We start from the raw sequence: 23,997 nt of genomic DNA, 5'->3' as shown, positions 1-23,997 counted from the left end.
GAACTTAACGTATCATTCTTCCCCTTTCTCAACGCCTTTTTTTACTCGGGAAAGTGACATGCTTCAGTTCCGTGGCTCGCCAGCCCTCTCCGACTTCAGAATAACCAAGATTCTTCAGCAACTGCAGGAGAGTGCACCCGCCGTCACCCAGCTCTACGCTGAGTACATCCACTTTGCCGAGGTCGAACAGGCACTCGATGAGGCGGCGATGGCCACCCTGGAACGGGTGCTCACCTATGGACCGGATCATCCCGAGTCGGCTCCCGATGGGCAGTTACTTCTGGTCGTGCCGCGTCCCGGTACTATCTCTCCCTGGTCGACCAAGGCGACCGATATCGCTCACAATTGCGGTCTGGCGCAGGTTCAACGCCTCGAGCGCGGTATTGCCTACTACCCGAGCAAGGCTGATGGCACTCCATTGAGCGAGTCGGAGCAGACCGCCGTTGCGGCAGTCATCCATGATCGTATGACCGAGAGTGTCTTTACTGCCATGCAGGAGGCCGATGGACTCTTTATCCACGCCGAGCCGCAGCCATTGATGAGCGTTGATCTGCTCGGTGGTGGGCGTGAGGCGTTGGTGATTGCCAATGGTGAGTTGGGATTGGCGCTGGCCGATGATGAAATCGACTACCTGGTCGATAACTTTATCGCCATGGGGCGCAATCCCTCTGATGTCGAATTGATGATGTTTGCTCAGGCCAACTCGGAGCACTGTCGTCACAAGATCTTCAATGCCGACTGGATTATCGATGGAGAGACGCAGACCCAGTCGCTCTTTGGCATGATCCGCAACACCTATAACAACAGCCCTGAAGGCGTGCTCTCCGCCTACAAGGATAACTCCTCGGTCATTGAAGGCTCCACTGCTGGGCGTTTCCACCCCCAGTCTGGCTCATCGCTCTACAGTTATCACGAAGCACCGATCCATATTCTGATGAAGGTGGAGACCCATAACCACCCAACCGCGATTTCACCTCACCCAGGTGCGGCAACCGGTTCCGGTGGTGAGATTCGTGACGAGGGTGCCACCGGTCGTGGTTCCAAGCCGAAGGCGGGTCTGGCCGGCTTCTCGGTTTCCAATCTGCGTCTTCCAGGTGCTGAACAGCCGTGGGAGAGCGACTACGGCAAGCCCGACCGGATCGTATCGGCGCTCGATATTATGCTCGAAGGCCCGATCGGTGCCGCTTCATTCAACAACGAGTTTGGTCGCCCAGCCATCAACGGTTACTTCCGAACCTTTGAGGAGCTAGTGCCGGGACCGGCGGGTGAAGAGGTGCGTGGTTACCACAAGCCGATCATGCTGGCGGGTGGTCTCGGTAACATCCGTGCCGACCACGTCGAAAAGGATAATATCCCACCCGGTTCGCAGCTGATTGTACTTGGCGGGCCGGCGATGCTGATCGGTCTCGGTGGTGGTGCCGCCTCTAGTATGGCCTCTGGCCAGAGCAGCGAAGATCTCGATTTCGCCTCGGTACAGCGTAGCAATCCCGAGATGGAACGCCGCTGTCAGGAGGTGATTGATCGCTGCTGGCAGCTGGGTGAGGACAACCCTGTGGTCTCGATTCACGATGTCGGTGCTGGCGGTCTCTCCAATGCAATGCCGGAGCTGGTCGACGATTCAGGACGTGGTGCACGCTTTGAGCTGCGCACTATTCCCAATGATGATCCCGGCATGTCGCCGAAGGAGATCTGGAGTAATGAGGCACAGGAACGTTATGTGCTTGCCATTGCTCCCGAATCGCTCGATCTCTTCACCGAGCTGTGTGAGCGCGAACGTTGCCCCTTTGCCGTAATCGGAGAGGCGACCGAGGATCGTCAGCTGATTCTCGGTGATGCTCATTTCGATAACACACCGATCGATATGCCGCTTGAGGTGCTACTGGGCAAGCCGCCCAAGATGCTGCGCGATGTACACCACCGGCCGTTCCATAAACGCGATTTAGAGACGGCTAAGGTCGATCCTAAAGATGCCGCCTATCGACTGATGCGCCTGCCAACCATCGCAGACAAGCGCTTCCTGATTACCATTGGCGACCGTACCGTGACCGGTATGGTCGCGCGTGACCAGATGGTTGGTCCGTGGCAGGAGCCGGTCGCTGACTGCGGTGTGACCACCGCCAGTTTCGATACCTATGCGGGAGAGGCGATGGCGCTGGGTGAGCGCACACCGGTGGCGCTGGTTGACCACGCCGCCTCGGCACGGATGGCGGTAGCAGAGTCGTTGACCAATATTGCCGCAGCACCGATAAAAAATATTTCAGATATCAAACTCTCTGCCAACTGGATGGCACCCGCTGGTCACGAGGGTGAGGATGCGGGACTGTTTGATGCGGTCAAGGCGGTCGGTATGGAGCTCTGTCCAGCGCTGGGTATTGCGATCCCGGTTGGTAAGGACTCGATGTCGATGAAGAGTGTCTGGGAGCAGGATGGGGAGTCGCGCTCGGTGACTGCACCGCTGTCGCTGATCGTCACCGCCTTTGCACCTGTTACCGATACACGCCGCACCCTGACACCAGCGCTCTCAACCGAGCATGGCGATAGCGATCTGATCGCGATCGATCTGGGTAAGGGGCGTAACCGTCTTGGTGGCTCCTGTCTGGCACAGGTCTACAAGCAGACCGGTCACCACGCACCTGATGTTGATGATGCTGCCAGCTTTATGGCGTTTTTCGAGGTAGTCCAACAGCTCAATGAGAAGGGGTTGTTGCTTGCTTATCACGACCGTTCTGATGGTGGACTGTTTGTCACCCTGACTGAGATGGCCTTTGCCGCACGCAGTGGTCTCAATGTACAGCTCAATGCACTTGGTGACGATCCGATCGCTGCGCTCTTTAGTGAGGAGCTCGGTGCGGTGATTCAGGTGCGCCACAACGATACCGATGATGTGCTGGCGTGGCTGCACGATGCCGGACTCGGCAAACACAGCGCGGTGGTCGGTGAGTTAAATGACGATGATCGCATTCGCATCAACTACAACCACGACTCAATGATTGATGAGGCACGTGTAGATCTACAGCGCGCCTGGGCCGAGACCAGTTTCCGCATGCAGAGCCTACGAGATAATCCTGAGTGTGCGCAGGAGGAGTTCGACCGTCTGCTTGATCTCGAAGATCCGGGTCTGCATGCCGATCTGAGTTATGACCTCAATGAGGATGTTGCAGCACCCTTTATTGCATCAGGCGTACGTCCGCGCATGGCTGTGTTGCGTGAGCAGGGTGTTAATGGCCAGATCGAGATGGCAGCTGCCTTCGATCGGGCCGGTTTCGACAGTGTCGATGTGCATATGAGCGATGTGATCGCCGGGCGTGTTTCGCTCGACGATTTCAAGGGGCTGGTCGCCTGTGGCGGCTTCTCCTACGGTGATGTGCTCGGTGCCGGTGGTGGTTGGGCCAAATCGGTGCTGCTAAACGTTCGTGCTCGCGACCAGTTCGAGGCGTTTTTCAAACGCGATGACAGCTTCGGGCTTGGCGTTTGTAACGGCTGCCAGATGATGTCCAATCTACATGAGCTGATTCCCGGCACTGCTCACTGGCCACGTTTTGAACGCAATAACTCAGAACAGTTCGAGGCGCGTTTCTCAATGGTGGAAGTGGTTAAGTCGCCCTCGGTTCTGCTGCAGGGGATGGAGGGGTCACGGATGCCGATCGCCATCGCTCACGGCGAGGGGCGGGCAGAGTTCCGTGATGGTCATAATCCGCAGGATGCACTGCGTAATCACAGTGTGGCGCTACGCTATGTCGATAACTACGGCAATCCGACTGAGATCTATCCGGCCAATCCGAATGGTTCACCGCTTGGCATTACAGGACTGACCTCCGACGATGGACGCTTCACTATCATGATGCCCCATCCCGAGCGTCTGTTCCGTGCAGTCCAGCACTCCTGGCACCCTGAGGATTGGGATGAGGATGGTAGCTGGATGCGTATGTTCAGAAATGCGCGGGTCTGGGTGGGCTAGTGCGCTAGCGTTAAATGTTAGAGGCATAAAAAAAGCGGGCTTAATGCCCGCTTTTTTTATGATGCGTGTGCCTGGTGCTAGTGCACCGGTTTTTTATACTTGATCCGGTGTGGTTGAACCGCCGCTTCACCAAGACGACGTTTGCGGTCCTCTTCGTAGTCGGCGTAGTTGCCCTCAAACCACTCAGCGTGTGAGTCGCCTTCGAAGGCGAGGATATGGGTGGCGATGCGGTCGAGGAACCAGCGGTCATGTGATATGACTACCGCACAGCCGGGGAATTCAAGGATCGCCTCTTCGAGTGCTCGCAGGGTCTCGACATCAAGGTCGTTAGTCGGCTCATCGAGCAACAGAACGTTACCGCCCGACTGTACCAGCTTGGCCAGGTGGAGCCGGTTGCGCTCACCACCTGATAGATCCTTAACCAGTTTCTGCTGGTCGGCACCCTTAAAATTAAAGCGCGAGCAGTAGGCTCGTGACTGTGTCTGGTAGTTGCCGATGGTGATGATGTCCTGCTCGTCGGAGAGCTCCTGCCAGACCGTTTTCTCACCACTAAGATCATCACGGCTCTGGTCGACGTAGGCGAGCTGTACTGTGTCGCCCATCTGCAGATCACCACTATCGGGCTGCTCTTCACCCACCAGCATTTTGAACAGGGTCGATTTACCGGCGCCATTGGGGCCGATTACACCGACAATGCCACCGCGTGGCAGGTTGAAGCTGAGATTGTCGATCAGAAGACGATCGCCGAAGCTCTTAGAGAGTCCCTTAGCCTCAATAACCAGGTCGCCTAGGCGCGGGCCGGGTGGAATGTAGAGTTCGTTGGTCTCGTTGCGTTTCTGGTAGTCACTGGAGGAGAGCTCTTCGAAACGTGACATACGTGCCTTTGATTTCGCCTGACGCCCCTTGGGATTAGAGCGCACCCAGTCGAGCTCATCCTTCATCGACTTGATGCGAGCCTGCTCCTGTTTCTGCTCCTGCTCCAGGCGTGCCTCCTTCTGTTCCAGCCAACTCGAGTAGTTGCCCTCCCAGGGAATGCCGTGGCCACGGTCGAGTTCGAGAATCCAGCCCGCGACATTGTCGAGGAAGTAACGATCATGGGTAACGGCCACCACGGTGCCGGGGTAGTCGTGCAGGAAGCGCTCCAGCCAGGCGATCGATTCGGCATCAAGGTGGTTGGTCGGCTCATCGAGCAGCAGCATGTCGGGACCGGATAGGATCAAGCGGCAGAGCGCTACACGTCGCCGCTCACCACCGGAGAGCTTGGTGACGTCGGCATCCCACGGTGGCAGACGCAGCGCATCGGCGGCAATTTCCAGCTGACGTTCGAGATTGTGGCCATCGGTTGCCTGGATGATGTTCTCTAGCTCGGCCTGCTCTTTGGCGAGTGCATCGAAATCGGCATCGGGCTCGGCGTAGGCGGCGTAGACGGCATCGAGACGAGTCAATGCCTCCTTGATGTGACCCAGCGCCTCTTCAACGTTACCGCGGACATCTTTGTCGGGATCGAGCTGAGGTTCCTGTGGTAGGTAGCCGACCTTGGTGCCGGGTTGTGGGCGCGCCTCACCGTTAAAATCCTGATCCACGCCTGCCATGATGCGTAACACCGTCGACTTACCCGCCCCGTTGAGGCCGAGTACGCCGATTTTGGCGCCAGGGAAGAAGGAGAGGGAGATGTCGCGAATGATCTCGCGCTTGGGTGGAACCACCTTGCTGACGCGGTTCATGGTGTAGATATACTGGGCCATAGTACTCAATTGTCTGGTGATGAAAGGGGCAATTATATACGGCTTTTGAGGCTATGGGCGGTGAACTCAGCTTGATTCTGCAGGGTATCGGAGGTAAAAGCTTAACTAAGGAATAGCTATGCGGCGTGTTCGGGTATTTTTGAGTGCCGTTTTGAATGGCTGGAACAAGGTGTAAAGCGAGTGAAACTTGGCTATGCACCAGCTGATGATTTTAAAAACAACAAAAAACAACGAAATATAGAGAGGTTGGGAATATGCCAATTACCACTACAATGGCGGCTGATAACAGTACGGTTAATATTGCTGTCAGCGGTCGTTTTGACTTTAATCTGCACAAAGATTTCCGTGAGGCCTATAAGCAACAGGACGTAAAGGCCTACGTTATCGATCTGGCGGGTACTGAATATATGGATAGCTCGGCGCTCGGTATGCTCTTGCTGCTACGAGAACATGCTGGCGGTGATAGCAGCGATATCAAGATCATTAACGCCAATCCAGAAATCAGCAAGATCCTCACTATCTCAAATTTCCATCGTCTCTTTAACGTCAGCTAACAACGGGAGTAGTCCCGTTGTGGAAGGCTCGACAAACGCTGACCGCCATGGAGAGCGAAGTGAGGGCGGTTAGTCCCCGATAGTCGACGCCGTCTGCCTATTCGTAGTTGAGAGCGCGAGCGAACGACGGAGAAGATGCAGCAGCGGCTTTATGTCGGCGTAGAGTCACTGAGGGAGTTGTGTAGAGCCGCGAAGAGGTGATTACGCAACGAACGCAGGACGGTCGGGGCGCCGCAGGCATAAACGGTCGCGTGAAGTTTTTGCTGTTTGCTTGGGCTTGGATGCCCAAAACAAACTTTCGCAAAATAGCGACTCCCCGGTGGAGCTTCGTCACCAGACGAGGCTCCGCCTCTCAAGATTCTGATTGTCGATGATGACCAGACCAACCGTCTGGTCCTTGAGGCAATTCTCAAAAAGTACGGTTTTCAAATTCTTGCCGCCGATGATGGCAGTAGCGCGGTGACGCTGTTTAAACAGCAGCAACCCGATCTGGTGTTGATGGATGTGATGATGCCGATCATGGACGGTTACGAAGCGACGCGCCAGATCAAGGCGATATCGGTTGACCGATTTGTACCGATTATCTTTCTAACCGCACTCAACGATGAGAAGGCGCTGGCAGAGTGTGTTAGTTGCGGGGGCGATGATTTTCTGACTAAACCCTACAACCACGTCATCCTCAAAGCGAAGATCGATGCGCTGATGCGCATGCGTGAGCTTTATATCGAAGTTAAGGCGCAGAAGGATGAACTCAGTTATCACCACGAGCGTCTGAGACGCGAACATGAAATCGCTGAGCGAGTCTTCGCCAACGTAATCAAACCGACGGCCTTCTCGGTTCCCAATATCAAACACATGCTCTCCCCGATGGCGATGGCCAATGGCGATATGCTGCTGGTAGGGCAGAAACCCTCCTCGGACTACCACTATCTGTTGGGGGATTTCACCGGTCATGGACTTTCAGCCGCAATTGGTGCGTTGCCGGTCTCCGATATCTTCTACACCATGACCCGCAAGGGATTCCATATCAGTGATATCGCGGCTGAGATCAATCGCAAACTCAAGCTGATTCTGCCAACCGGAATGTTCTTTGCCGCTTGTCTGGTTGAGTTTGATCACAAGAAAGGGGCGGTATCGATATGGAATGGTGGTATTCCCGATCTGCTGCTCTGTGACGAGAAGGGAATTACACGCAAAGTGGCTGCGCAGCATCTTCCGCTTGGTGTGTTAAATGATGGACAGTTTGATCGAGCGATGGATCGATTCGAGGTCGTGGGTGAAAACCGTATCTATATCTACTCGGACGGTATCATTGAATCGACCAATGAAGCGGGTGAGATGTTTGGTCAGCAACGTTTTGATGCCGCATTTACTTCTACCCGTGATCCATCCTCATGGTTTGAGACGATACAGGCATCACTGGAGCAGTTCCGGGGGAGTGCTCCACAGAGTGATGACCTGACGCTGTTGGAAATTCACTGCAATGCGGTTGAGAACGCCTTGGCGGGGACCAAGCAACCTGCAGTTGTCCATGCAACGGCAGAGGCTTCCGAGTGGGGCTTTGTTGTTGAGTTGGGCGCATCGGCGCTACGCATGCTCGATCCAAAACCGATGTTGACCCAGATGTTGGTCGATATTCAGGGGCTTGAGGAGCATCGTGAACGACTCTATATGGTGTTGACTGAGCTCTATGCCAATGCACTTGAACACGGTCTTTTAAAACTCGATTCGGCGTTGAAGCGAACCGAGAATGGCTTTATTGAGTACTACACAAAACGTGAAGCAGCCCTGCTGTCGTTGGAGGAGGGGTGGATCAAAATCGATATCTCCCATCAACCTGATGAGACAGGCGGTCGATTGACCATCCGACTCGAAGATAGTGGGGATGGTTTTAGTGTGGATGATGCACCGGCGGCGCTTGAGGGGAATCTGGCGCTGTGCGGCCGGGGTGTCGAACTGGTTAGATCGCTCTGTGAGACGGTGACCTACCATGGAAATGGAAACTGTGTTGAAGCGATTTATAAGTGGGAGGGGTGACCCACTCTCTCAATAGCTGAACAATATTATGGAAGTGCTCTTCCATCACTTTGCCTGGATATAAGATGTCTCTAAGAATAAAAATAACATTGCCAATCCTGCTGCTCGGCATTCTCTTTACGCTCTACTTTAACTACATCTGGAAAGCGGGCCACCTGGCGGAGGCGCGTAAACACAACGTTGAAGAGTCGCAGCGAGAACTGACTGAGTTTGCAAAGATGGTCGGTGGGCTGGTTGATCAAGAGGATGACGAAGAGCTCAGCTCGATCCTTGATGATATTCACGCCGCACACTCACTATGGGTAGAGCTGGGTGTTCGCTGGAGTGGTGGGCGCACAGTTACCTCTAACTTCAGTCGCCCTGCAGTGGCTGATTCCAGTCTGATCTATCGACAACAGACTGCTGTAGAAGGGGGGCATGCTGGTCAGCCACAGCTGTTCGCCGTTCTGGATCTGTCGGCCACCCATGAAGAGCGACACTACGAAGAGTTGCTCTGGTCTCTATTGAGCATCCTTTTGCTCTTTGCCGTCGTTTCGTTACTACTGCTTGAGTGGTTGGTGCGTAGACCTGTTGAGGGGTTGGTTACGGCGGCTCAATCTGTTGCAGATGGAAATTTTGAGAGCCTTCTACCAAGATCGAGAAATGATGAGGTCGGCGGGCTGATTCATCACTTCGATGTGATGCGGCAGTCACTGAAGAGTCAGTCAACTCAGCTGGCAGAGGAGATCGAAGGACACCGTCGAGCCGAGGTTAAGATTGAGCATGACTACCACGCGCAGCGGGTACTCAGTTCAATATTGAGGATCTCCCTGGAACCGACCAAGCTCGAAGAGCTGCTCGGCTGCACGCTCGATCTGTTAATGACCGTACCCTGGCTCGATATTGAGGCGAAGGGGTGTATGTTTCTCGCCGATGAGAAGGCGGATACGCTGCATATGGTTGCCCAACGTGGTCTCTCTGAAGAGATACGAGGACTCTGTTCAACGCTGCCGGTTGGAAAGTGTATCTGCGGTCAGGCCGCAGAACGGCGAGAGATCTTCTGTGTTACTCACGTCGATGAGCGGCATGAGATTCGGCCAGAGGGGATTCACGATCACGGTCACCTCTGTGTGCCGATCATGATCGAAGATCATCTGCTTGGAATTATTAATCTCTACACCATGGCGGGTGTCGAGGCGAGTGTCGATACCATCGATCTGCTCAGCTCAGTCTCCAATACACTCGCCAGTGTAATTCAGCGCATGCGCGCCACCCATGCGCTTGAAGATGCGCAGCAGGCACTCGAGCAGCGAGTAATCGAACGAACCTCTGAACTTGAGACTGCCAATGATCAGCTGCTCAATGAGATGGTGATTCGAAATGACGCAGAGGAGCAGGCGAAGCGCTCTATTGCAGAGTTAGAGACGCAGAAGTTTGCCCTCGATCAACACTCGATTGTGGGTATTGCTGATCGTGAAGGGCGTATCTCCTACGCTAATGACCTCTTCTGTGCGATCAGTAAATATTCACGTGACGAGCTGATCGGTGAAGATCACCGGATTCTCAACTCGGGTTATCACTCCTCATCCTTTTTTAAAGAGATGTGGCTGACCATCACGCGTGGAGAAGTGTGGCGTGGTGAGATTAGAAATCAAAATAAAGAGGGCAATTACTACTGGGTCGACACTACTATTGTCCCGTTCATGGATGATAGCGGTCGCCCCTATCAGTTTGTCTCGATCAGAACTGATATCACTGAACGCAAACGTACCCTGTGGCAGCAGCAGGCACGTCAGGAGCGTCTACGCGAACACCAGACGGCACTGCTGGGTCTGACAAAGGGGATTTCGCACGAAGAGGTCAGTCTGGATGTCTCGATCGAGCGGGTGGCGCAGGTTCTGCTCAAAACGCTCAATGTTGCCCGCGTCAGTATCTGGTTCTTCGATAGCAGCGAGAGTCGCCTCTACGGTAAGGCCTATTACTGTGCAGGCAATGAACATCTCGATAGTGATGCAGAGAGTCTAATGAGAAGCCGCTATCCCAGCTTCTTTAATGCCCTTGAGGAGCGACATCTTTTTGTGGCCTCTGCGGTGCAGAGCGATCATGTCTTTGCTGAGATCTACAACGACTGTTTTGCTGCGCACGATGTGCAGTCAGTTATCGGAGCCACGATCCGACAAAGTGGTGATGTGGTCGGTGTGCTATTTGCGGAACACTGTGGTGAGGAGCGTTACTGGCACACCGATGAGCAGGGTTTTGTGAATAACATTGCCGATATGGTGACAGTGGCGCTTGAGCAGGCAGCACGAATCGAGACTGAAAATGCACTCAAGCTTGCCAGAGATACAGCGGTACAGGCATCGAAAGTGAAATCGGAATTTCTCGCGGCGATGAGCCACGAGATTCGCACACCGATGAATGGCGTGCTCGGTATGCTTGGTCTGCTCGAAGATACGGAGCTCAATAATGAGCAGGGTAACTACGTCTCTACCGCCAACGGTTCAGCGCAGACGCTGCTGACGCTGCTCAACGATATTCTTGATTTCTCCAAGCTTGAAGCGGGGCGCGTTGAGCTCGAGGCGATTGAGTTCGACCTGTTCCAGCTCTGTGGTGATGTGTGTGATCTGGCCGCCGGTAACGCCTATAACAAGGGACTGGAAATCACCTGCGATATCGATGAACAGGTGCCTGAGTTTGTGGTGGCCGATCCAACCCGTCTGCGCCAGGTTATTACCAATCTATTGGGTAATGCCGTCAAATTTACCAGTGAAGGTGAGATTCGATTCAAGGTGGCCGTGCAGTCAAAAGAGGGCAGTCGTCTGCGCTTGAGGTTTGATGTGCACGATACCGGTATCGGTGTTGATGCAACGGCTCGAGGTCAGATTTTCGGTGCCTTCTCACAGGCAGATGGGTCAACCTCTCGCAAGTATGGTGGCACCGGTCTGGGGCTGAGTATCAGCAAACAGCTGGTCGATGCCATGGGTGGTGAGATCGATGTCGATTCAATTCCGGGAGAGGGGAGTGACTTCTGGTTTGCCATCGATGTCGAACTGGGCGGTGGGCTGAGACCCTCAATTTGTGATAGCTGTCTGAGAGATGTGAAGGTGCTGATCGCCGATAGCCACCCACACAGCAGCGCTGTTATCGCCACCTACCTTGATCAGATGGGAGCAGATTTTGAGATCGTAGAGGGTGCCGAATCACTGGTTGAAACAGTCGATAACTCAGAGGGTAGGCAGCAGTTTGAGATTGCGATTATCGATGCTGCAATCTCACAGCAGTTGCCGGTGGAGGAGCTGCCAGGGCTGAAAAGCATTGCCGCCTCAATCATCTGTCTGGCGAGGGCTGGGCAGATTAAGGATGATGACTGCAGACGTCTTGCGCACAGCGCCACGCTGATTAAACCGGTTGGCCCAAGACGATTGGCCGATGTGGTTGATGAGGTGATACATGTCGATACTGATCCACACGCGCAGTTAGTTGCTGTCGATAGCCAGGCGTCTGTGCGCAAGGATCGTATCCTGGTGGTCGATGATAATCAGGTCAATCAACGTGTCGCCGTTTCGATTCTCAGCAAACTCGGTTTTCAGGCCGATGTGGTCGATAACGGTCGTAAAGCTGTGGAAGCCTCTGCTGAGGGAGGTTACGACCTGATCTTGATGGATTGCCAGATGCCAGAGATGGATGGCTATGAGGCCTCTGGTGAGATCCGCAAGCTGGCCGGCAGTGCTGCAAATACGACTATTGTGGCGATGACGGCACACGTGCTCGAGGGCGAGCGTGAGCGTTGTATTGAGGCCGGAATGGATGACTATATCTCCAAGCCGATTCAGGTTGCTCTGTTGGGCGAACTCCTCCAGCATTGGTTGGGTGAGGGCGAGCAGCTGGAGGCGGCTGAGAGTGTTGAGACTGTGAGCAAGGAGGGGGTCGATCCTGCAGTTGTTGCAGAGTTACGCAATATGATGGGCGATGAGGCGCTAGGGAGTTTGGCAACCATCTTCCTGGACGATATGGCACTACGTATCGATGAGATGACCTCGGCACTGAACGATTCGAATCCAGATTCGTTCATCCTGGCGGCGCACACCCTCAAGGGGAGCAGTAGCAATGTTGGTGCCAGAGAGTTGTTCAATTTCTGTCAGCAGATCGAGACCGACGTCCGGGCTGATGGACTTGATGCCATAAAAGAGTCATTCGACCAGATTCTCGATATCTCAGAACGGGTTCGTTCAGGGCTGAACGAGGCTGTGGCGGCGGAGTAACCGTTCTCGAACAGTCGCCGGTGGTGAGCAGAGATAATCGTTGAACAGCGTTTTATCGGTGATGAGATGTTGAAACGGATGGCCTGCTGGTGACGGCCGCCAGCTACGACACCCTTGAGGCAGCACCGGGTGAATCTGACCGTGATCCGTGAGCACGTGCCATCGAAAACCAGCGACGGCTAGTGACTCGCAGTCGTAGACTGGGCGAATACTGTGGTGTAGCTGATTGCGTGGTCCTGATCGAGGCCAATAGTGTAGAGAGGTAGGCGTAGCCACCCTCGTAGCAACTTGGCATCAATTAGCAATACCGCCCCTTCAGTCGCTGTATGGTCTGTAACAGCTCATTACAGGTCGTCTGTAGTGGCGTACTCCAGCACCTCTCCCCGACTTCGTTATAGATCCTCCCATCTATCATTGTCCCGGCTGTCAGCCGCTATTCTGGGAGGGGCGTCATTCGTGACCTATGCGTGGGCATCTCAAACGTTGGAACGCGGGTCATTTCAACGTTTGCTGAATAGCCCCAAAAGGGGGGCTGGATCATGCATCGGCACGCCAAATCGGGTATCCTTCCGCCCTTGATTCGATCCACCTGTGCCAATAACCGGATCTCCGGTGCGGTTTGAGGTGAGATCGTCCCATCCATTTTCGGGCCAGTAGCCCATGAGTGAGCCAACAGGGGTAGATATGTTCAGCAAAGAGATGACGATCAGCGGCTATGACGATGAACTGTGGTCTGCGATGCAGGGTGAGGAGTGCCGTCAGGAGGAGCATATCGAACTGATCGCCTCTGAGAACTACGCCAGCCCGCGTGTGATGCAGGCGCAGGGCTCTGCACTGACCAATAAGTACGCTGAGGGCTACCCGGAGAAGCGCTACTACGGCGGTTGTGAGTATGTCGATATCGCCGAGCAGCTCGCCATTGATCGCGTCAAGAAACTATTCGATGCCGACTACGCCAACGTCCAGCCCCACTCCGGTTCTCAGGCCAATGCGGCGGTCTACATGGCACTGGTGCAGCCGGGCGATACCATCCTTGGTATGTCGCTGGCCCACGGTGGTCACCTCACCCACGGCGCTAAGCCCAACTTCTCCGGCAAGATCTACAATGCCATTCAGTATGGACTGAATCCCGAGACCGGAGAGATCGATTACGACGAGGTAGTGGCGTTGGCGCGTGAGCACCAGCCGAAAATGATCGTCGCTGGCTTCTCGGCCTATTCACGCGTGATCGACTGGCAGCGTTTCCGTGACATCGCCGATGAGGTGGGTGCCTATCTCTTCGTCGACATGGCCCACGTCGCCGGCCTGATCGCGGCAGGTGTCTACCCCAGCCCGGTCGGTATTGCCGACGTCACCACCTCCACCACCCACAAGACCCTGCGCGGTCCGCGTGGCGGCATTATCCTCGCCAAGTCGAATCCCGAGATTGAGAAGAAACTCAACTCACTGGTCTTCCCCGGCACACAGGGTGGTCCGCTGATGCACGTGATCGCCGCCAAGGCGGTCGCTTTCAAGGAGGCACTGGAGCCGGAGTTCAAAAGCTATCAGGAGCAGGTGGTGGTCAATGCCCGTGAGATGGCCAAGGTCTTCATCGAACGCGGTTACGATGTCGTCTCCGGCGGCACCGACAACCACCTCTTCCTGGTCAGCTTCATCAAGTCTGGCCTCACCGGTAAGGAGGTCGATGGCTGGCTCGGTAGCGCTAATATCACCGTCAACATGAATGCCGTACCGAATGATCCGCAGTCGCCCTTCGTCACCAGCGGTATCCGTATCGGTACCCCGGCGGTCACTACCCGTGGCTTCAGCGCTGAGGATTGCCACAAACTGGCGAGCTGGATGTGCGATGTGATCGACGCGCGTGGTGATGGCGATGTGATTGGCCACGTGAAGAACGAAGTGCTGGCGATCTGCAAACGTCTGCCGGTCTACGCCTGAGCCGTTCCGGACTGAAGTCGTTAAACCATGCGTTGTCCCTTCTGCGGTGAAGATGAGACCAAGGTGATTGATTCACGCCTCGCTGGCGAGGGTGATCAGATCCGACGTCGTCGCGCCTGTCAGGCCTGTAACGAACGTTTCACCACCTATGAGAAGGCGGAGCTGCTGCTGCCGCGCATCATCAAGAGCGACGGTGTGCGTGAACCCTACGATGAGCAGAAGCTGCGCCGCGGCATGATGCATGCGCTGGAAAAACGCCCAGTCGAGGCCGATCGAGTCGAGGATGCGATTCATCATGTCGAGCAGCAGCTGCGTGGCAGTGGTGAGCGCGAGGTGAGTAGTCGTCAGGTTGGCGATTGGGTGATGGAGGAGCTGCGTGCACTTGATCAGGTTGCCTATGTCCGGTTCGCCTCAATCTACCGTAGCTTTGAGGATGTGAACGCCTTCCGTGAAGAGATCGATCGTCTCGAGCAGACCCCTTCACCGGAACTGAAAAAACACCAGCTCGACCTGCCGATGGGGAACAAGAAGTAGTGGTATCTGTAGAAGATCGTCAGTTTATGGCGCGCGCGATCGAACTCGCTGCGCGCGGCCGTTACACCACTCCACCCAATCCGTGTGTCGGCTGCGTGATTGTACAGAGTGGTGAGGTGGTCGGTGAGGGTTGGCATCAGCGCGCTGGTGAGGACCATGCCGAGATCAACGCACTCAAGAGTGCTGGTAGTGCGGCCGGGGGCGCGACTGCCTACGTCACGCTCGAACCCTGCTCACACCACGGCCGCACGCCACCCTGTAGTCAGGCTCTGATCAAGGCGGGGGTTGCCCGTGTTGTGGTCGCTATGGAAGACCCCAATCCTCAGGTGGCAGGCAGTGGACTCAACGAGCTACGCGAGGCCGGTATCACGGTTGAGAGCGGCGTACTGAGTGGAGAGGCTGAGGCGCTCAATCCCGGTTTTGTAAAACGCATGCGTGAGGGCAGACCGCTGGTACGTAGCAAGTTGGCGATGAGTCTCGATGGACGTACCGCGATGGCCTCGGGTGAGAGTGTCTGGATTACCGGTAGCGATGCGCGTCGTGATGTGCACCGCATGCGTGCTGCCAGCTGCGCGATTGTGACCGGTGTCGGTACGGTTCTGGCCGATGACCCCTCGTTGAATGTTCGTCTTGAAGAGGATGAGTATGAGGGTGAGCTGCGCCAGCCGCTGCGTGTGGTGCTCGATCCACGCCTGAGCACCCCGGTCGATGCCAAGATGTTGAAGTTACCAGGGCGCACGCTGATTGTTACTGCCTGTGATGATGAGGAGCAGGTCGAACTACTCAACGCGGCAGGTGCCGATGTGCTGGTGCTGCCAGCGCGCGAGGATGCGATCGATCTACCTGAGCTGATGCGTCAGCTGGCGGCACTCGAGATCAACGAGGTGATGCTGGAGACCGGTGCTACCCTGAGTGGTGCGATGCTGCAGGCGGGGCTGATCGACGAGATGGTTGTCTACGTGGCACCGCATCTGATGGGTAACAGCGCACGGGGTCTTTTCCACCTGCCGGGGCTTGAGCAGATGGACCAGCGGATCGATCTTAAGATCGACGATATTCGCGCAGTGGGCGACGACTGGCGTATCACCGCGCGGCCCACAGTTAACTGAGTCTGAACAGCAGATATGTTTACAGGTATCATAGAGGCGATCGGCGAAGTGGCCGCAATGGAGCGCAGGGGTGATGATCTGCGCCTGCGCATCAATAGTGGTGCGCTCGATCTGGCGGATCTCAAGTTGGGCGACAGCGTTGCCACCAACGGTGTCTGCCTAACGGTGATCGATCTACCGGGTGATGGTTACTGGGCCGATGTCTCGGCTGAGACCCTTACCTGCAGCAACTACGACCAGCTCAAGGTCGGCACACGCTGTAATCTTGAGAAGGCGATGACTCCGACCACGCGTCTAGGCGGTCATCTGGTTAGCGGCCATGTCGATGGTGTGGGTGAGGTGTTATCGCGCTGGGACGAGGGGCGCTCGGTGCGTTTTAGAATTTGCGCACCTGCAGCGTTGGCTAAGTTTATCGCGGCCAAGGGTTCGATCACCATTAACGGGGTCAGCCTGACGGTGAATAACGTCGATGGCAGTGAGTTTGAACTCAACATCGTGCCGCATACCCTGCAGGAGACGACGCTGCAGGAGATGCGTGGCGGTAGTCGACTCAATCTCGAGGTGGATGTGATTGCACGCTATCTGGAACGGCTGCTACAGGGTGAACAGGCAGCCGAGAAACAGAGTGGTGGATTAGGGCGCGATTTTCTCGCGGCACACGGTTTTTTAGGTGGCGGTGCTTAACTACCGTCAACACAACTTGGAAAAGTAGATGAAGCTCAATAGCATTGAAGAGATCCTCGAAGATCTCGCCCAGGGCAAGATGGTCATCATGATGGATGACGAGGATCGTGAGAATGAGGGTGACCTGATCATGGCCTCCTCAATGACACGCCCCGAGGATATCAACTTCATGGCTCGCTACGGTCGTGGTCTGATCTGTCTGACCCTGACCCGTGAACGCTGCCAGCAGCTCAACCTGCCGTTGATGGTCTCCGATACCAACGATAAACACGGTACCAATTTCACCGTCTCGATTGAGGCGGCAGAAGGGGTGACCACCGGTATCTCCGCCTATGATCGTGCCCTGACGGTACGCAAGGCGGTAGCGCCCGATGCCAAGGCGGCCGATATCGTACAGCCGGGTCACATCTTCCCGCTGATGGCGGTGCCGGGTGGTGTACTCAATCGCGCCGGTCATACCGAGGCGGGTTGTGATCTGATGCGTCTGGCAGGACTCGAGCCCTCCGGTGTAATCGTTGAGATCCTCAACGAGGATGGCACCATGGCACGCCGACCCGACCTGGAGGTGTTTGCCAAGGAGCACGATCTGAAGATCGGCACCGTTGCCGACCTGATCCACTACCGGATTGAGAACGAGAAGACCATTGAGCGGGTCGCCGAGTGCGATCTGCCGACCGAGAACGGCAAGTTCCGTCTCTACGCGTATACCGATGGTATCGACAACCAGCTTCACCACGCGATGGTACTGGGTGAGGTTAAGCAGGATGAACCGACTCTGGTGCGTGTGCATCTGGCCGATGCAATCTGCGATATTCCTGGTACCAATCATCCCGATTGTGGTTGGCCGCTCAGTGATGTGCTGGAGCGTATCGGTAAGGAGGGGGCGGGTATCGCTGTCCTGCTGAGCAAGAAGGACGATCCACGCGATCTGGTGCGTAGAATGCGTAACTATGATCTAGCTGACCGCGGTGGTGAGCAGATTCAGCATGAGACCAATCCCGATCTGCGTACCTACGGCATCGGAGCACAGATCCTTGCCGATCTCGGTGTACACAAGATGCGTGTAATGAGCGCGCCGAAGAAGATGCACGGTATCTCTGGCTTCGATCTCGAAGTGGTTGAGTACGTCAGTGGCGATCACGATTAATTGAATTTGATAAACAGGTTCTGTCGCGAGATGGGATGTTGGGGGAGATAGAGATGAGCACAATCAAGACAACCGAGGGCAACCTCAATGTACGCAACGCACGTTTTGCGCTGCTGGTGGCACGCTTTAACAGCTTTGTCGTTGAGCATCTGCTCGAGGGTGCGATCGATACCCTCAAGCGCCACGGTGCTGAGGATGGCGATTTGCATATCGTGCGTGTACCGGGTGCCTTTGAGATGCCGGTTGCTGCAAAACGTCTTGCCGCAAGCAAGCAGTACGACGGCATCATCGCCCTCGGTGCGGTAATTCGTGGCGGCACCCCCCACTTCGACTACGTCGCCGGTGAGTGCACCAAGGGGCTCTCAGTGGTCTCTCTCGACTATGATATTCCGGTCGCCTTCGGTGTGCTGACTGTCGATACCATTGAGCAGGCGATCGAGCGCTCCGGCACCAAGGCGGGTAATAAGGGTGCCGAAGCTGCGATGTCGACCATTGAGATGGTCAACGTTCTGCGCAACCTGGAAAGTTGATTCGATGAGCGCGGGCGACTCCCGCAAGAACAGCGGTACCAAGGCGCGCGCCCGTGCGCGCCGCATTGCCGTGCAGGCGCTCTATCAGTGGCATATGACCGGTCAGAACATTGCCGCGATCGAAAGCCAGTTTATTGTCGAGCAGGATTTCAGTCGTGTGGATAAGGAGTACTTCTCCGATCTGCTGCACGGTGTACCGACGACCCTCGATCAGATCGATGAAAAGCTGGCACCGGCACTGCATCGTGGTATCGAAGAGGTCGATCCGGTCGAGCGGGCGATTCTGCGTCTTGGTACCTATGAGCTGCTGAAACGCATTGATATCCCTTACAAGGTTGTGATCAACGAGTCGGTGGAGCTGGCAAAGACGTTCGGCGCCGATCAGGGCCATAAGTTCATTAATGGTGTGCTCGATAAGGTAGCCAAAACGTTACGTGCTGCCGAGGTAGCGGCGAAAAAAGGCTGATTCCAGCCGCACTCTTCGTCCTCAATCGGAATGCCTCTCTCCGAATTCCAGTTAATCCAACACTACTTCCAGGCGCATGCTGCCGGGCGTGACGATGTTGTGCTCGGCATTGGTGATGATGCGGCGCTGGTCACTCCGCACCCCGATTGCGAACTGGTACTGGCGATCGATACCCTGGTTGCCGGTGTTCACTTCCCGCTCGATACCGATGCAGCCGATATCGGTTACAAGCTGCTCGCCGTCAATCTCAGTGACCTCGCCGCTATGGGGGCTGAGCCGAGTTGGATGACACTTGCACTGACACTGCCCGAGTCAGATCCACAGTGGCTGGAAAAATTTAGTCAGGGACTATTTGAACTGGCCGATCAATACGGCGTCGCCATTATCGGTGGTGATACTACCCGTGGTCCACTGACCCTATCGCTGCAGGCTCACGGCCAGCTACCAGGCGGTTCTGCGCTTCAGCGCAGTGGTGCACGACCCGGCGATAGTGTGTTTGTGACTGGAGTTCTGGGAGGAGCGGCTATTGCGTTAGCGGCGCTTCAGGGCGAGTTTGAACTTTCACCCGATGAGATGGATCACTGTCGTGCTCGACTCGATCGTCCCACACCGCGATTGGCGGTAGGGCAGGCGCTGCGTGGTATCGCCACGGCGGCCATCGATATCTCGGATGGGTTGATGGCCGATCTAGGACACATTGCTGGGCAGAGTGGGGTAGGGGCAGAGATCGTGGCCGATCAGCTGCCTCTTGATGTCATTGAGTCCGCATCTCTCTCTGCAGAGCGACATCGACAGCTGGCGTTGACGGTGGGAGATGACTACGAACTCTGCTTCACCGCACCGGATTCTGCGATTGAGAAGATCAGAGCGATCGCGTTCAGCAGCGATTGTTCGATTACTGAGATCGGTAAAATCACAGCGTCAGAGAGTGTACGGGTTGTAGATTGGCAGGGTAAACCCATTGAATTGCAGCTAGATGGCTATCAACACTTTCCGGAGCAGAAGTAGTGGCGCGACCCCCGTGACCCCATTTAGAAACCTGACCCATCTGCTCGCCTGTGGCTTTGGCAGTGGTGCAGCACCTGTTGCCCCTGGCACCTTCGGTACCGTGGCGGCAATTCCGATCTACCTGTTGATGTTGCAGCTCGATGCAAACCTCTACCTGTTGCTGACGGCAGCGCTGTTTCTGGTTGGAATCCCGATCTGTACCCGAACCGCTGATGATCTTGGTGTACACGATCATCCCGGTATCGTCTGGGATGAGATCGTCGGTTATCTGGTGACGATGATTGCAGCACCGCCTGGTTGGCTCTGGATGGTGGTCGGTTTTGTTCTGTTCCGAATTTTCGACATCCTCAAGCCGTGGCCGATTCGTACCATCGACAGAAAGGTAGCGGGCGGTCTAGGCATCATGCTTGATGATCTACTAGCCGGGCTATTCAGTCTGTTGTTACTGCAGCTAGCCGCCTACTACTTGATCTAGCCGATGTCTTTCTCACGTCTGCTTCAGTGGATGAGGCCGGTGGCTGAATTTGGCATGTGGTTCATACCGAACCTACTCAGAGTGGCGCGACCGAGCTCTCGGTGAAGTTGATGGTGCCCGCCTCACCAGCGGTAACCACCACGTCGGTGGTTCCGTAGAAACCCATCAACTCAGAGTCGTTTTGGTCGGGTTCATCGAGCTGCGCACTGCAGGTGGCCGTAACGGTGTAGCTGTTGGGTTCCAGATAGGGAATGGTAAAGCTGTAGTTACCGCTGCTGACATCGAGATCAACATTAACGGTAATGATTGGATCGGGTGCCTCGTCACCATCGACAGCGAGATCGTCAATAACGGCAGCGGGCCCCTGGAAGAGGTAGATCGCGTAGACGGCATCCTCGGCGCAACGTTCGGTCGGTATCAGTGTTGGATCGATGGTGCCGCTGATTATCCCCGAATCGGGCGTTGCCACACTACGAAGTGTAGGCCTTAGTTTGTAATCGGTTCCAGAGCTGGGCATATGGATCGATTTTCGCAGATCGAAGTCGATGGTCAGATCGACCGACATTCCCTCAGGTACTTCAAAACTTCGGTTCAGCTTTAGGCCTGTCTGCGCCCCGCTGGGTATGTCGAGTTCATACTGGTTGCCACCAATCACGATGTAGGAGTCGAAGATGTTGTCGGCCTCGGCGTTGATCATCAGTCGAATCCAGCTGTATTGACCAGCAGGCAGGCTCTCTCCATCAAGCAGTAGGTCACGAAGGCCACCCTGTAACGCCAGTAGGTCGATGCTTCTTGGGGCGTCGTATGTAATCGAGATCAGTTCCCCCGATTCAGGTTGAATCTCCACACCGGTGAACTCGATGATGACCGACTCTGCGCCATCGACGGGGGCATCGGTAATACCAAGAGTCATACTGCCAGCGGCGGCGCTGTTACCTGAACTACTACCGCTATTGCAGCCAGTCAGTAATAGCATTGAAAAGGTGGCAGCAAGGGTGGCTAGTTTGTAATTGGTTTTGAACATGGTGACTCCCGCTTGAGTGCTTATCTAGTCTGTCAGAAGAGACTCTAGCGAGAAGAGACCGCAGAAGATGGGGGATGGGTCACGTCTGTGGTGTGCATGGTTCACAAACCCAGCTTTGATAGGGCTGGTGGTAACTGGTTAGTCGAGCCAGCGAATCAGATAGAAGAGACGCAACCCTTCGGATGAGCGAAAAGGGCCGCGCACACAGGCGGGGTAGCGTTTTTGGTTCGCGTCAGCGCTATCCATCGCTGTGGACTCGCTAGGGAAGAGTTCGACGGTATTCTCCGGGTAACGATCGCGTTTGCGGCGCGGTGCGTAGATGACGGCGAAGTGTTCAGCGAGATGCTCATCTCTAAAGTTTTTATCGGCTTCTTCAGGAGTACTCATCTTGCTTACCTTGTTGTAATTAATAGAGAAAATCAGTAGGACGTCTGATGATTCACAGTTATGGGCCTATCAATCCAATTACCCCCTGGGGGTATAGTTACGCCCTAGTGTGACGGGTATAATGGCGTTTTCCAAATAATCGATGCCAGCCAATTGGCTGCGCCCGAATAACTCAAACAAGACAAAGACATAATCGTTATGGAACAGATCCTCGAAATCCGTGACGGCTGTAGCACGCCTGCACAGCTGCTCAAGAGCCTCGCCTTTGCCAAGTACCTCAACATCTACAAGATGGAGTTCATTCGTGAGCTGCAGGGACGCGATGAGCGCCAACGCTCTGAGGCGCAACAGAAGATTGGTTTTATCGAACATGTTGGCATTACTGAGATCGTAGCGCTGCTTGATGAGCCTGCACCGACGGATTCAGAGCAGCTGGAGAAGGCGAGGGCGCTAGTACGTTTTCTAGATGGCGCCTATCACCACTTCCGCAGTACTGCCTACTCGCGTCTGGTACGTCTGCAGAACGCCGTTGTCTCAAGCGGTTCTGAAACACCCGATACCGTTAAAGACAAAGTCACCGAGAAGAGCCAGGCACTCTCCGACCTGATTCTTGAAACGCGCCGTCAGCTGATGCAGAAGGTAGGGCTCGAGGTTGGTGTTCGTCGTACCTGGGGTATGGATGCAACTCCCAACGTAACCGCTGGCGAGATTTCGGGTCACTATCTCAATCTACCTGCCGATTACACTTCACTGGCCCATGTGCCACTGACCATCGCAGCCGATATCAAAACCGGTGTCGACTACTCAACCCCCTCGAACAAACGTGCCAATCCTTTCTACGAGCTCGACTACAACCCCTTCAACGAAAGTAATTTTGTTGCCAAGGAGTGGGTATCAGTGCCGTTGCAGGTAGGTCGTTCGCTTATCGTTGCCTATATCAATAAGTCACGTGGCTCGATTGAGATGGAACCAGGTCTGCTTAATCTCTTCCCCTTCGCCAGTATTGATGAGATCAAGAGTAACCGCCGTCCCGACGGTATCTTCATCTTCGGTGATCCCAATGCGGGTGATAACGACCTCGGTTACTTCTGGGATGAGAAGAACCAGATGCTGATCGGCATGGTGCCCGATCGCGATGAGCTGAAGTATTTTGGCTATTCGAAGAAGCCGATTCTGACCCTGCACAATGTGCTCGCGATCCGTAATGGCGAGATGCCGCTGCATTGCGGTTGTACGCGTAACGTGGTCCGTTTTGATGGCGAGGGTGAGCCCTATATTGCTGAAATGGTGGTTAAGGCCGACGACATGGGCCGAGTAGCGCTGGAGAAGGGCGATGATAACCTGGCCCGTTTGATGTTCTTTGGTACCGAGACCGGAGCCTTTGCCTGTCTGGATGGTTTTAGTGAGCACGCCAAGACCAAGATGATTGGACAGGAGGTCGGCTACAACAAGGAGACGGGTTCAAACGCCCGCCAGATTGTGCCGGTAACCGATGAGGCTGAGGTAGCGCAGGGGCATGTGCTCGATGCGCTGCTCTATATGAATAATTTCGCTCTTATAGAAGAGGGTGAGTGCACTGTCGATACTAATATGTCGGTAGAGACGGCGATTGAACATTTCCGCCTTGGTGAGCGTGTGGCAGCGGGTAGCACCAAGACCCATCGCGGTGCCAAGGAGAGTAGCTACTGGGCCAACCCCTTCCCACTGCTGGTCGATAACGATGGCACCGTGCTGCATCCCGATCTCTACGAGAAGTACAAAGAGAATGAGGGGCAGTTTATTGGCGAGATGAAGGCGCTGGCCGATCGTGGCGAGATGCGCGTCGGTGTCGCCCACAGTCAGCTGATGGCGGGTGTCTACAGTGGCAACAGTGACGAGGATCTGACGCGCTGTGGCTATGGCGATCGTGATGATGTTGAGCAGGTCGCTCCAGTGCGTCTTGGTCAGGATCTGATCCATCTGATCAAGCAGTGTGGTCGAGAGAAACGAGATCGTCTGGGTGGTAACGTTGAGGAGGTCAATATTACCATCGCGCTGGTCGGTGATAGCCGTACCGGTAAGTCTGAGACCGCAGAGAAGATGGAAGGCATTCTCAGTCTCTCGCTGATCTAATGCAGCAGCAGGGCTAATAATTTCAGCCTGAAAAAAACGCTGGCAACT

Annotated in this window: 18 protein-coding genes; 14 read left to right on the top strand and 4 right to left on the bottom strand. The window is 55.2% G+C overall.

Annotation, left to right across the window (positions count from 1 at the left end):
* The first annotated feature begins 58 nt into the window (after positions 1–58).
* Complete coding sequence (purL, locus tag HUE57_RS14990) at positions 59–3,958, top strand: phosphoribosylformylglycinamidine synthase (protein ID WP_078483741.1); 3,900 nt, start codon at positions 59–61, stop codon at positions 3,956–3,958.
* Between the two features lie 77 nt (positions 3,959–4,035).
* Here purL and ettA read toward each other — a convergent pair whose 3' ends face one another.
* Complete coding sequence (ettA, locus tag HUE57_RS14985) at positions 4,036–5,703, bottom strand: energy-dependent translational throttle protein EttA (protein ID WP_078483742.1); 1,668 nt, start codon at positions 5,701–5,703, stop codon at positions 4,036–4,038.
* 254 nt (positions 5,704–5,957) lie between these two features.
* Here ettA and HUE57_RS14980 point away from each other — a divergent pair, with 254 nt between their 5' ends.
* The gene (locus HUE57_RS14980; RefSeq protein ID WP_078484706.1) at positions 5,958–6,257 is read left to right on the top strand and encodes an STAS domain-containing protein; all 300 of its coding nucleotides are present in this window, start codon (positions 5,958–5,960) and stop codon (positions 6,255–6,257) included.
* 97 nt (positions 6,258–6,354) lie between these two features.
* On the opposite strand, the gene HUE57_RS14975 is transcribed toward HUE57_RS14980, so the two are convergent.
* A complete protein-coding gene (locus HUE57_RS14975; RefSeq protein WP_174673467.1) occupies positions 6,355–6,591 on the bottom strand; it encodes a hypothetical protein in 237 nt (78 codons plus the stop codon).
* Positions 6,592–6,614: 23 nt separating this feature from the next.
* Here HUE57_RS14975 and HUE57_RS14970 point away from each other — a divergent pair, with 23 nt between their 5' ends.
* The 11 genes from HUE57_RS14970 (at position 6,615) to HUE57_RS14920 (ending at position 20,426) form a co-directional block, all read left to right on the top strand.
* Positions 6,615–8,294 (top strand): ATP-binding SpoIIE family protein phosphatase, encoded by a 1,680-nt coding sequence (locus HUE57_RS14970; protein WP_320416296.1) that lies wholly within the window; start codon positions 6,615–6,617, stop codon positions 8,292–8,294.
* A 65-nt stretch (positions 8,295–8,359) separates the two neighbouring features.
* Positions 8,360–12,535 (top strand): response regulator, encoded by a 4,176-nt coding sequence (locus HUE57_RS14965; protein ID WP_078484708.1) that lies wholly within the window; start codon positions 8,360–8,362, stop codon positions 12,533–12,535.
* Between the two features lie 684 nt (positions 12,536–13,219).
* A complete protein-coding gene (gene glyA, locus HUE57_RS14960) occupies positions 13,220–14,473 on the top strand; it encodes a serine hydroxymethyltransferase (RefSeq protein WP_078484709.1) in 1,254 nt (417 codons plus the stop codon).
* 27 nt (positions 14,474–14,500) lie between these two features.
* Positions 14,501–15,007: a transcriptional regulator NrdR gene (gene nrdR / locus HUE57_RS14955; protein ID WP_078484710.1), complete on the top strand. Its 507-nt coding sequence runs from the start codon at positions 14,501–14,503 to the stop codon at positions 15,005–15,007.
* Positions 15,007–16,116: a bifunctional diaminohydroxyphosphoribosylaminopyrimidine deaminase/5-amino-6-(5-phosphoribosylamino)uracil reductase RibD gene (gene ribD / locus HUE57_RS14950; RefSeq protein ID WP_269087665.1), complete on the top strand. Its 1,110-nt coding sequence runs from the start codon at positions 15,007–15,009 to the stop codon at positions 16,114–16,116. Before nrdR ends, ribD begins: the two co-directional genes overlap by 1 nt.
* A 15-nt stretch (positions 16,117–16,131) precedes the next feature.
* Positions 16,132–16,800 (top strand): riboflavin synthase, encoded by a 669-nt coding sequence (locus HUE57_RS14945; protein WP_078484711.1) that lies wholly within the window; start codon positions 16,132–16,134, stop codon positions 16,798–16,800.
* Between the two features lie 28 nt (positions 16,801–16,828).
* A complete protein-coding gene (gene ribBA / locus HUE57_RS14940) occupies positions 16,829–17,947 on the top strand; it encodes a bifunctional 3,4-dihydroxy-2-butanone-4-phosphate synthase/GTP cyclohydrolase II (protein ID WP_078484712.1) in 1,119 nt (372 codons plus the stop codon).
* Positions 17,948–18,000: 53 nt separating this feature from the next.
* Positions 18,001–18,477, top strand: a complete 477-nt coding sequence (ribH, locus tag HUE57_RS14935; RefSeq protein ID WP_078484713.1) for a 6,7-dimethyl-8-ribityllumazine synthase — start codon at positions 18,001–18,003, stop codon at positions 18,475–18,477.
* A gap of 4 nt (positions 18,478–18,481) precedes the next feature.
* On the top strand, positions 18,482–18,943 hold the full coding sequence (gene nusB, locus HUE57_RS14930) for a transcription antitermination factor NusB (RefSeq protein WP_078484714.1): 462 nt from the start codon (positions 18,482–18,484) through the stop codon (positions 18,941–18,943).
* A gap of 30 nt (positions 18,944–18,973) precedes the next feature.
* Complete coding sequence (gene thiL, locus HUE57_RS14925; RefSeq protein WP_078484715.1) at positions 18,974–19,951, top strand: thiamine-phosphate kinase; 978 nt, start codon at positions 18,974–18,976, stop codon at positions 19,949–19,951.
* Positions 19,920–20,426 (top strand): phosphatidylglycerophosphatase A family protein, encoded by a 507-nt coding sequence (locus HUE57_RS14920; protein ID WP_078484716.1) that lies wholly within the window; start codon positions 19,920–19,922, stop codon positions 20,424–20,426. The genes thiL and HUE57_RS14920 overlap by 32 nt, the downstream gene beginning before the upstream one ends.
* 76 nt (positions 20,427–20,502) lie before the next feature.
* Here HUE57_RS14920 and HUE57_RS14915 read toward each other — a convergent pair whose 3' ends face one another.
* Both HUE57_RS14915 and HUE57_RS14910 read right to left on the bottom strand, forming a co-directional pair.
* On the bottom strand, positions 20,503–21,450 hold the full coding sequence (locus HUE57_RS14915) for a DUF4382 domain-containing protein (protein WP_174673465.1): 948 nt from the start codon (positions 21,448–21,450) through the stop codon (positions 20,503–20,505).
* Positions 21,451–21,588: 138 nt separating this feature from the next.
* On the bottom strand, positions 21,589–21,837 hold the full coding sequence (locus HUE57_RS14910; RefSeq protein ID WP_078484719.1) for a hypothetical protein: 249 nt from the start codon (positions 21,835–21,837) through the stop codon (positions 21,589–21,591).
* A 198-nt stretch (positions 21,838–22,035) separates the two neighbouring features.
* Between HUE57_RS14910 and HUE57_RS14905 the strand changes: the two genes are divergently transcribed.
* Complete coding sequence (locus HUE57_RS14905; RefSeq protein ID WP_078484720.1) at positions 22,036–23,949, top strand: hypothetical protein; 1,914 nt, start codon at positions 22,036–22,038, stop codon at positions 23,947–23,949.
* Positions 23,950–23,997 lie beyond the last annotated feature (48 nt).

Origin of the sequence: Candidatus Reidiella endopervernicosa, from assembly GCF_013343005.1 — a bacterium.
Classification (GTDB): Bacteria; Pseudomonadota; Gammaproteobacteria.
This window is presented reverse-complemented; position numbering and strand designations above follow the sequence as displayed.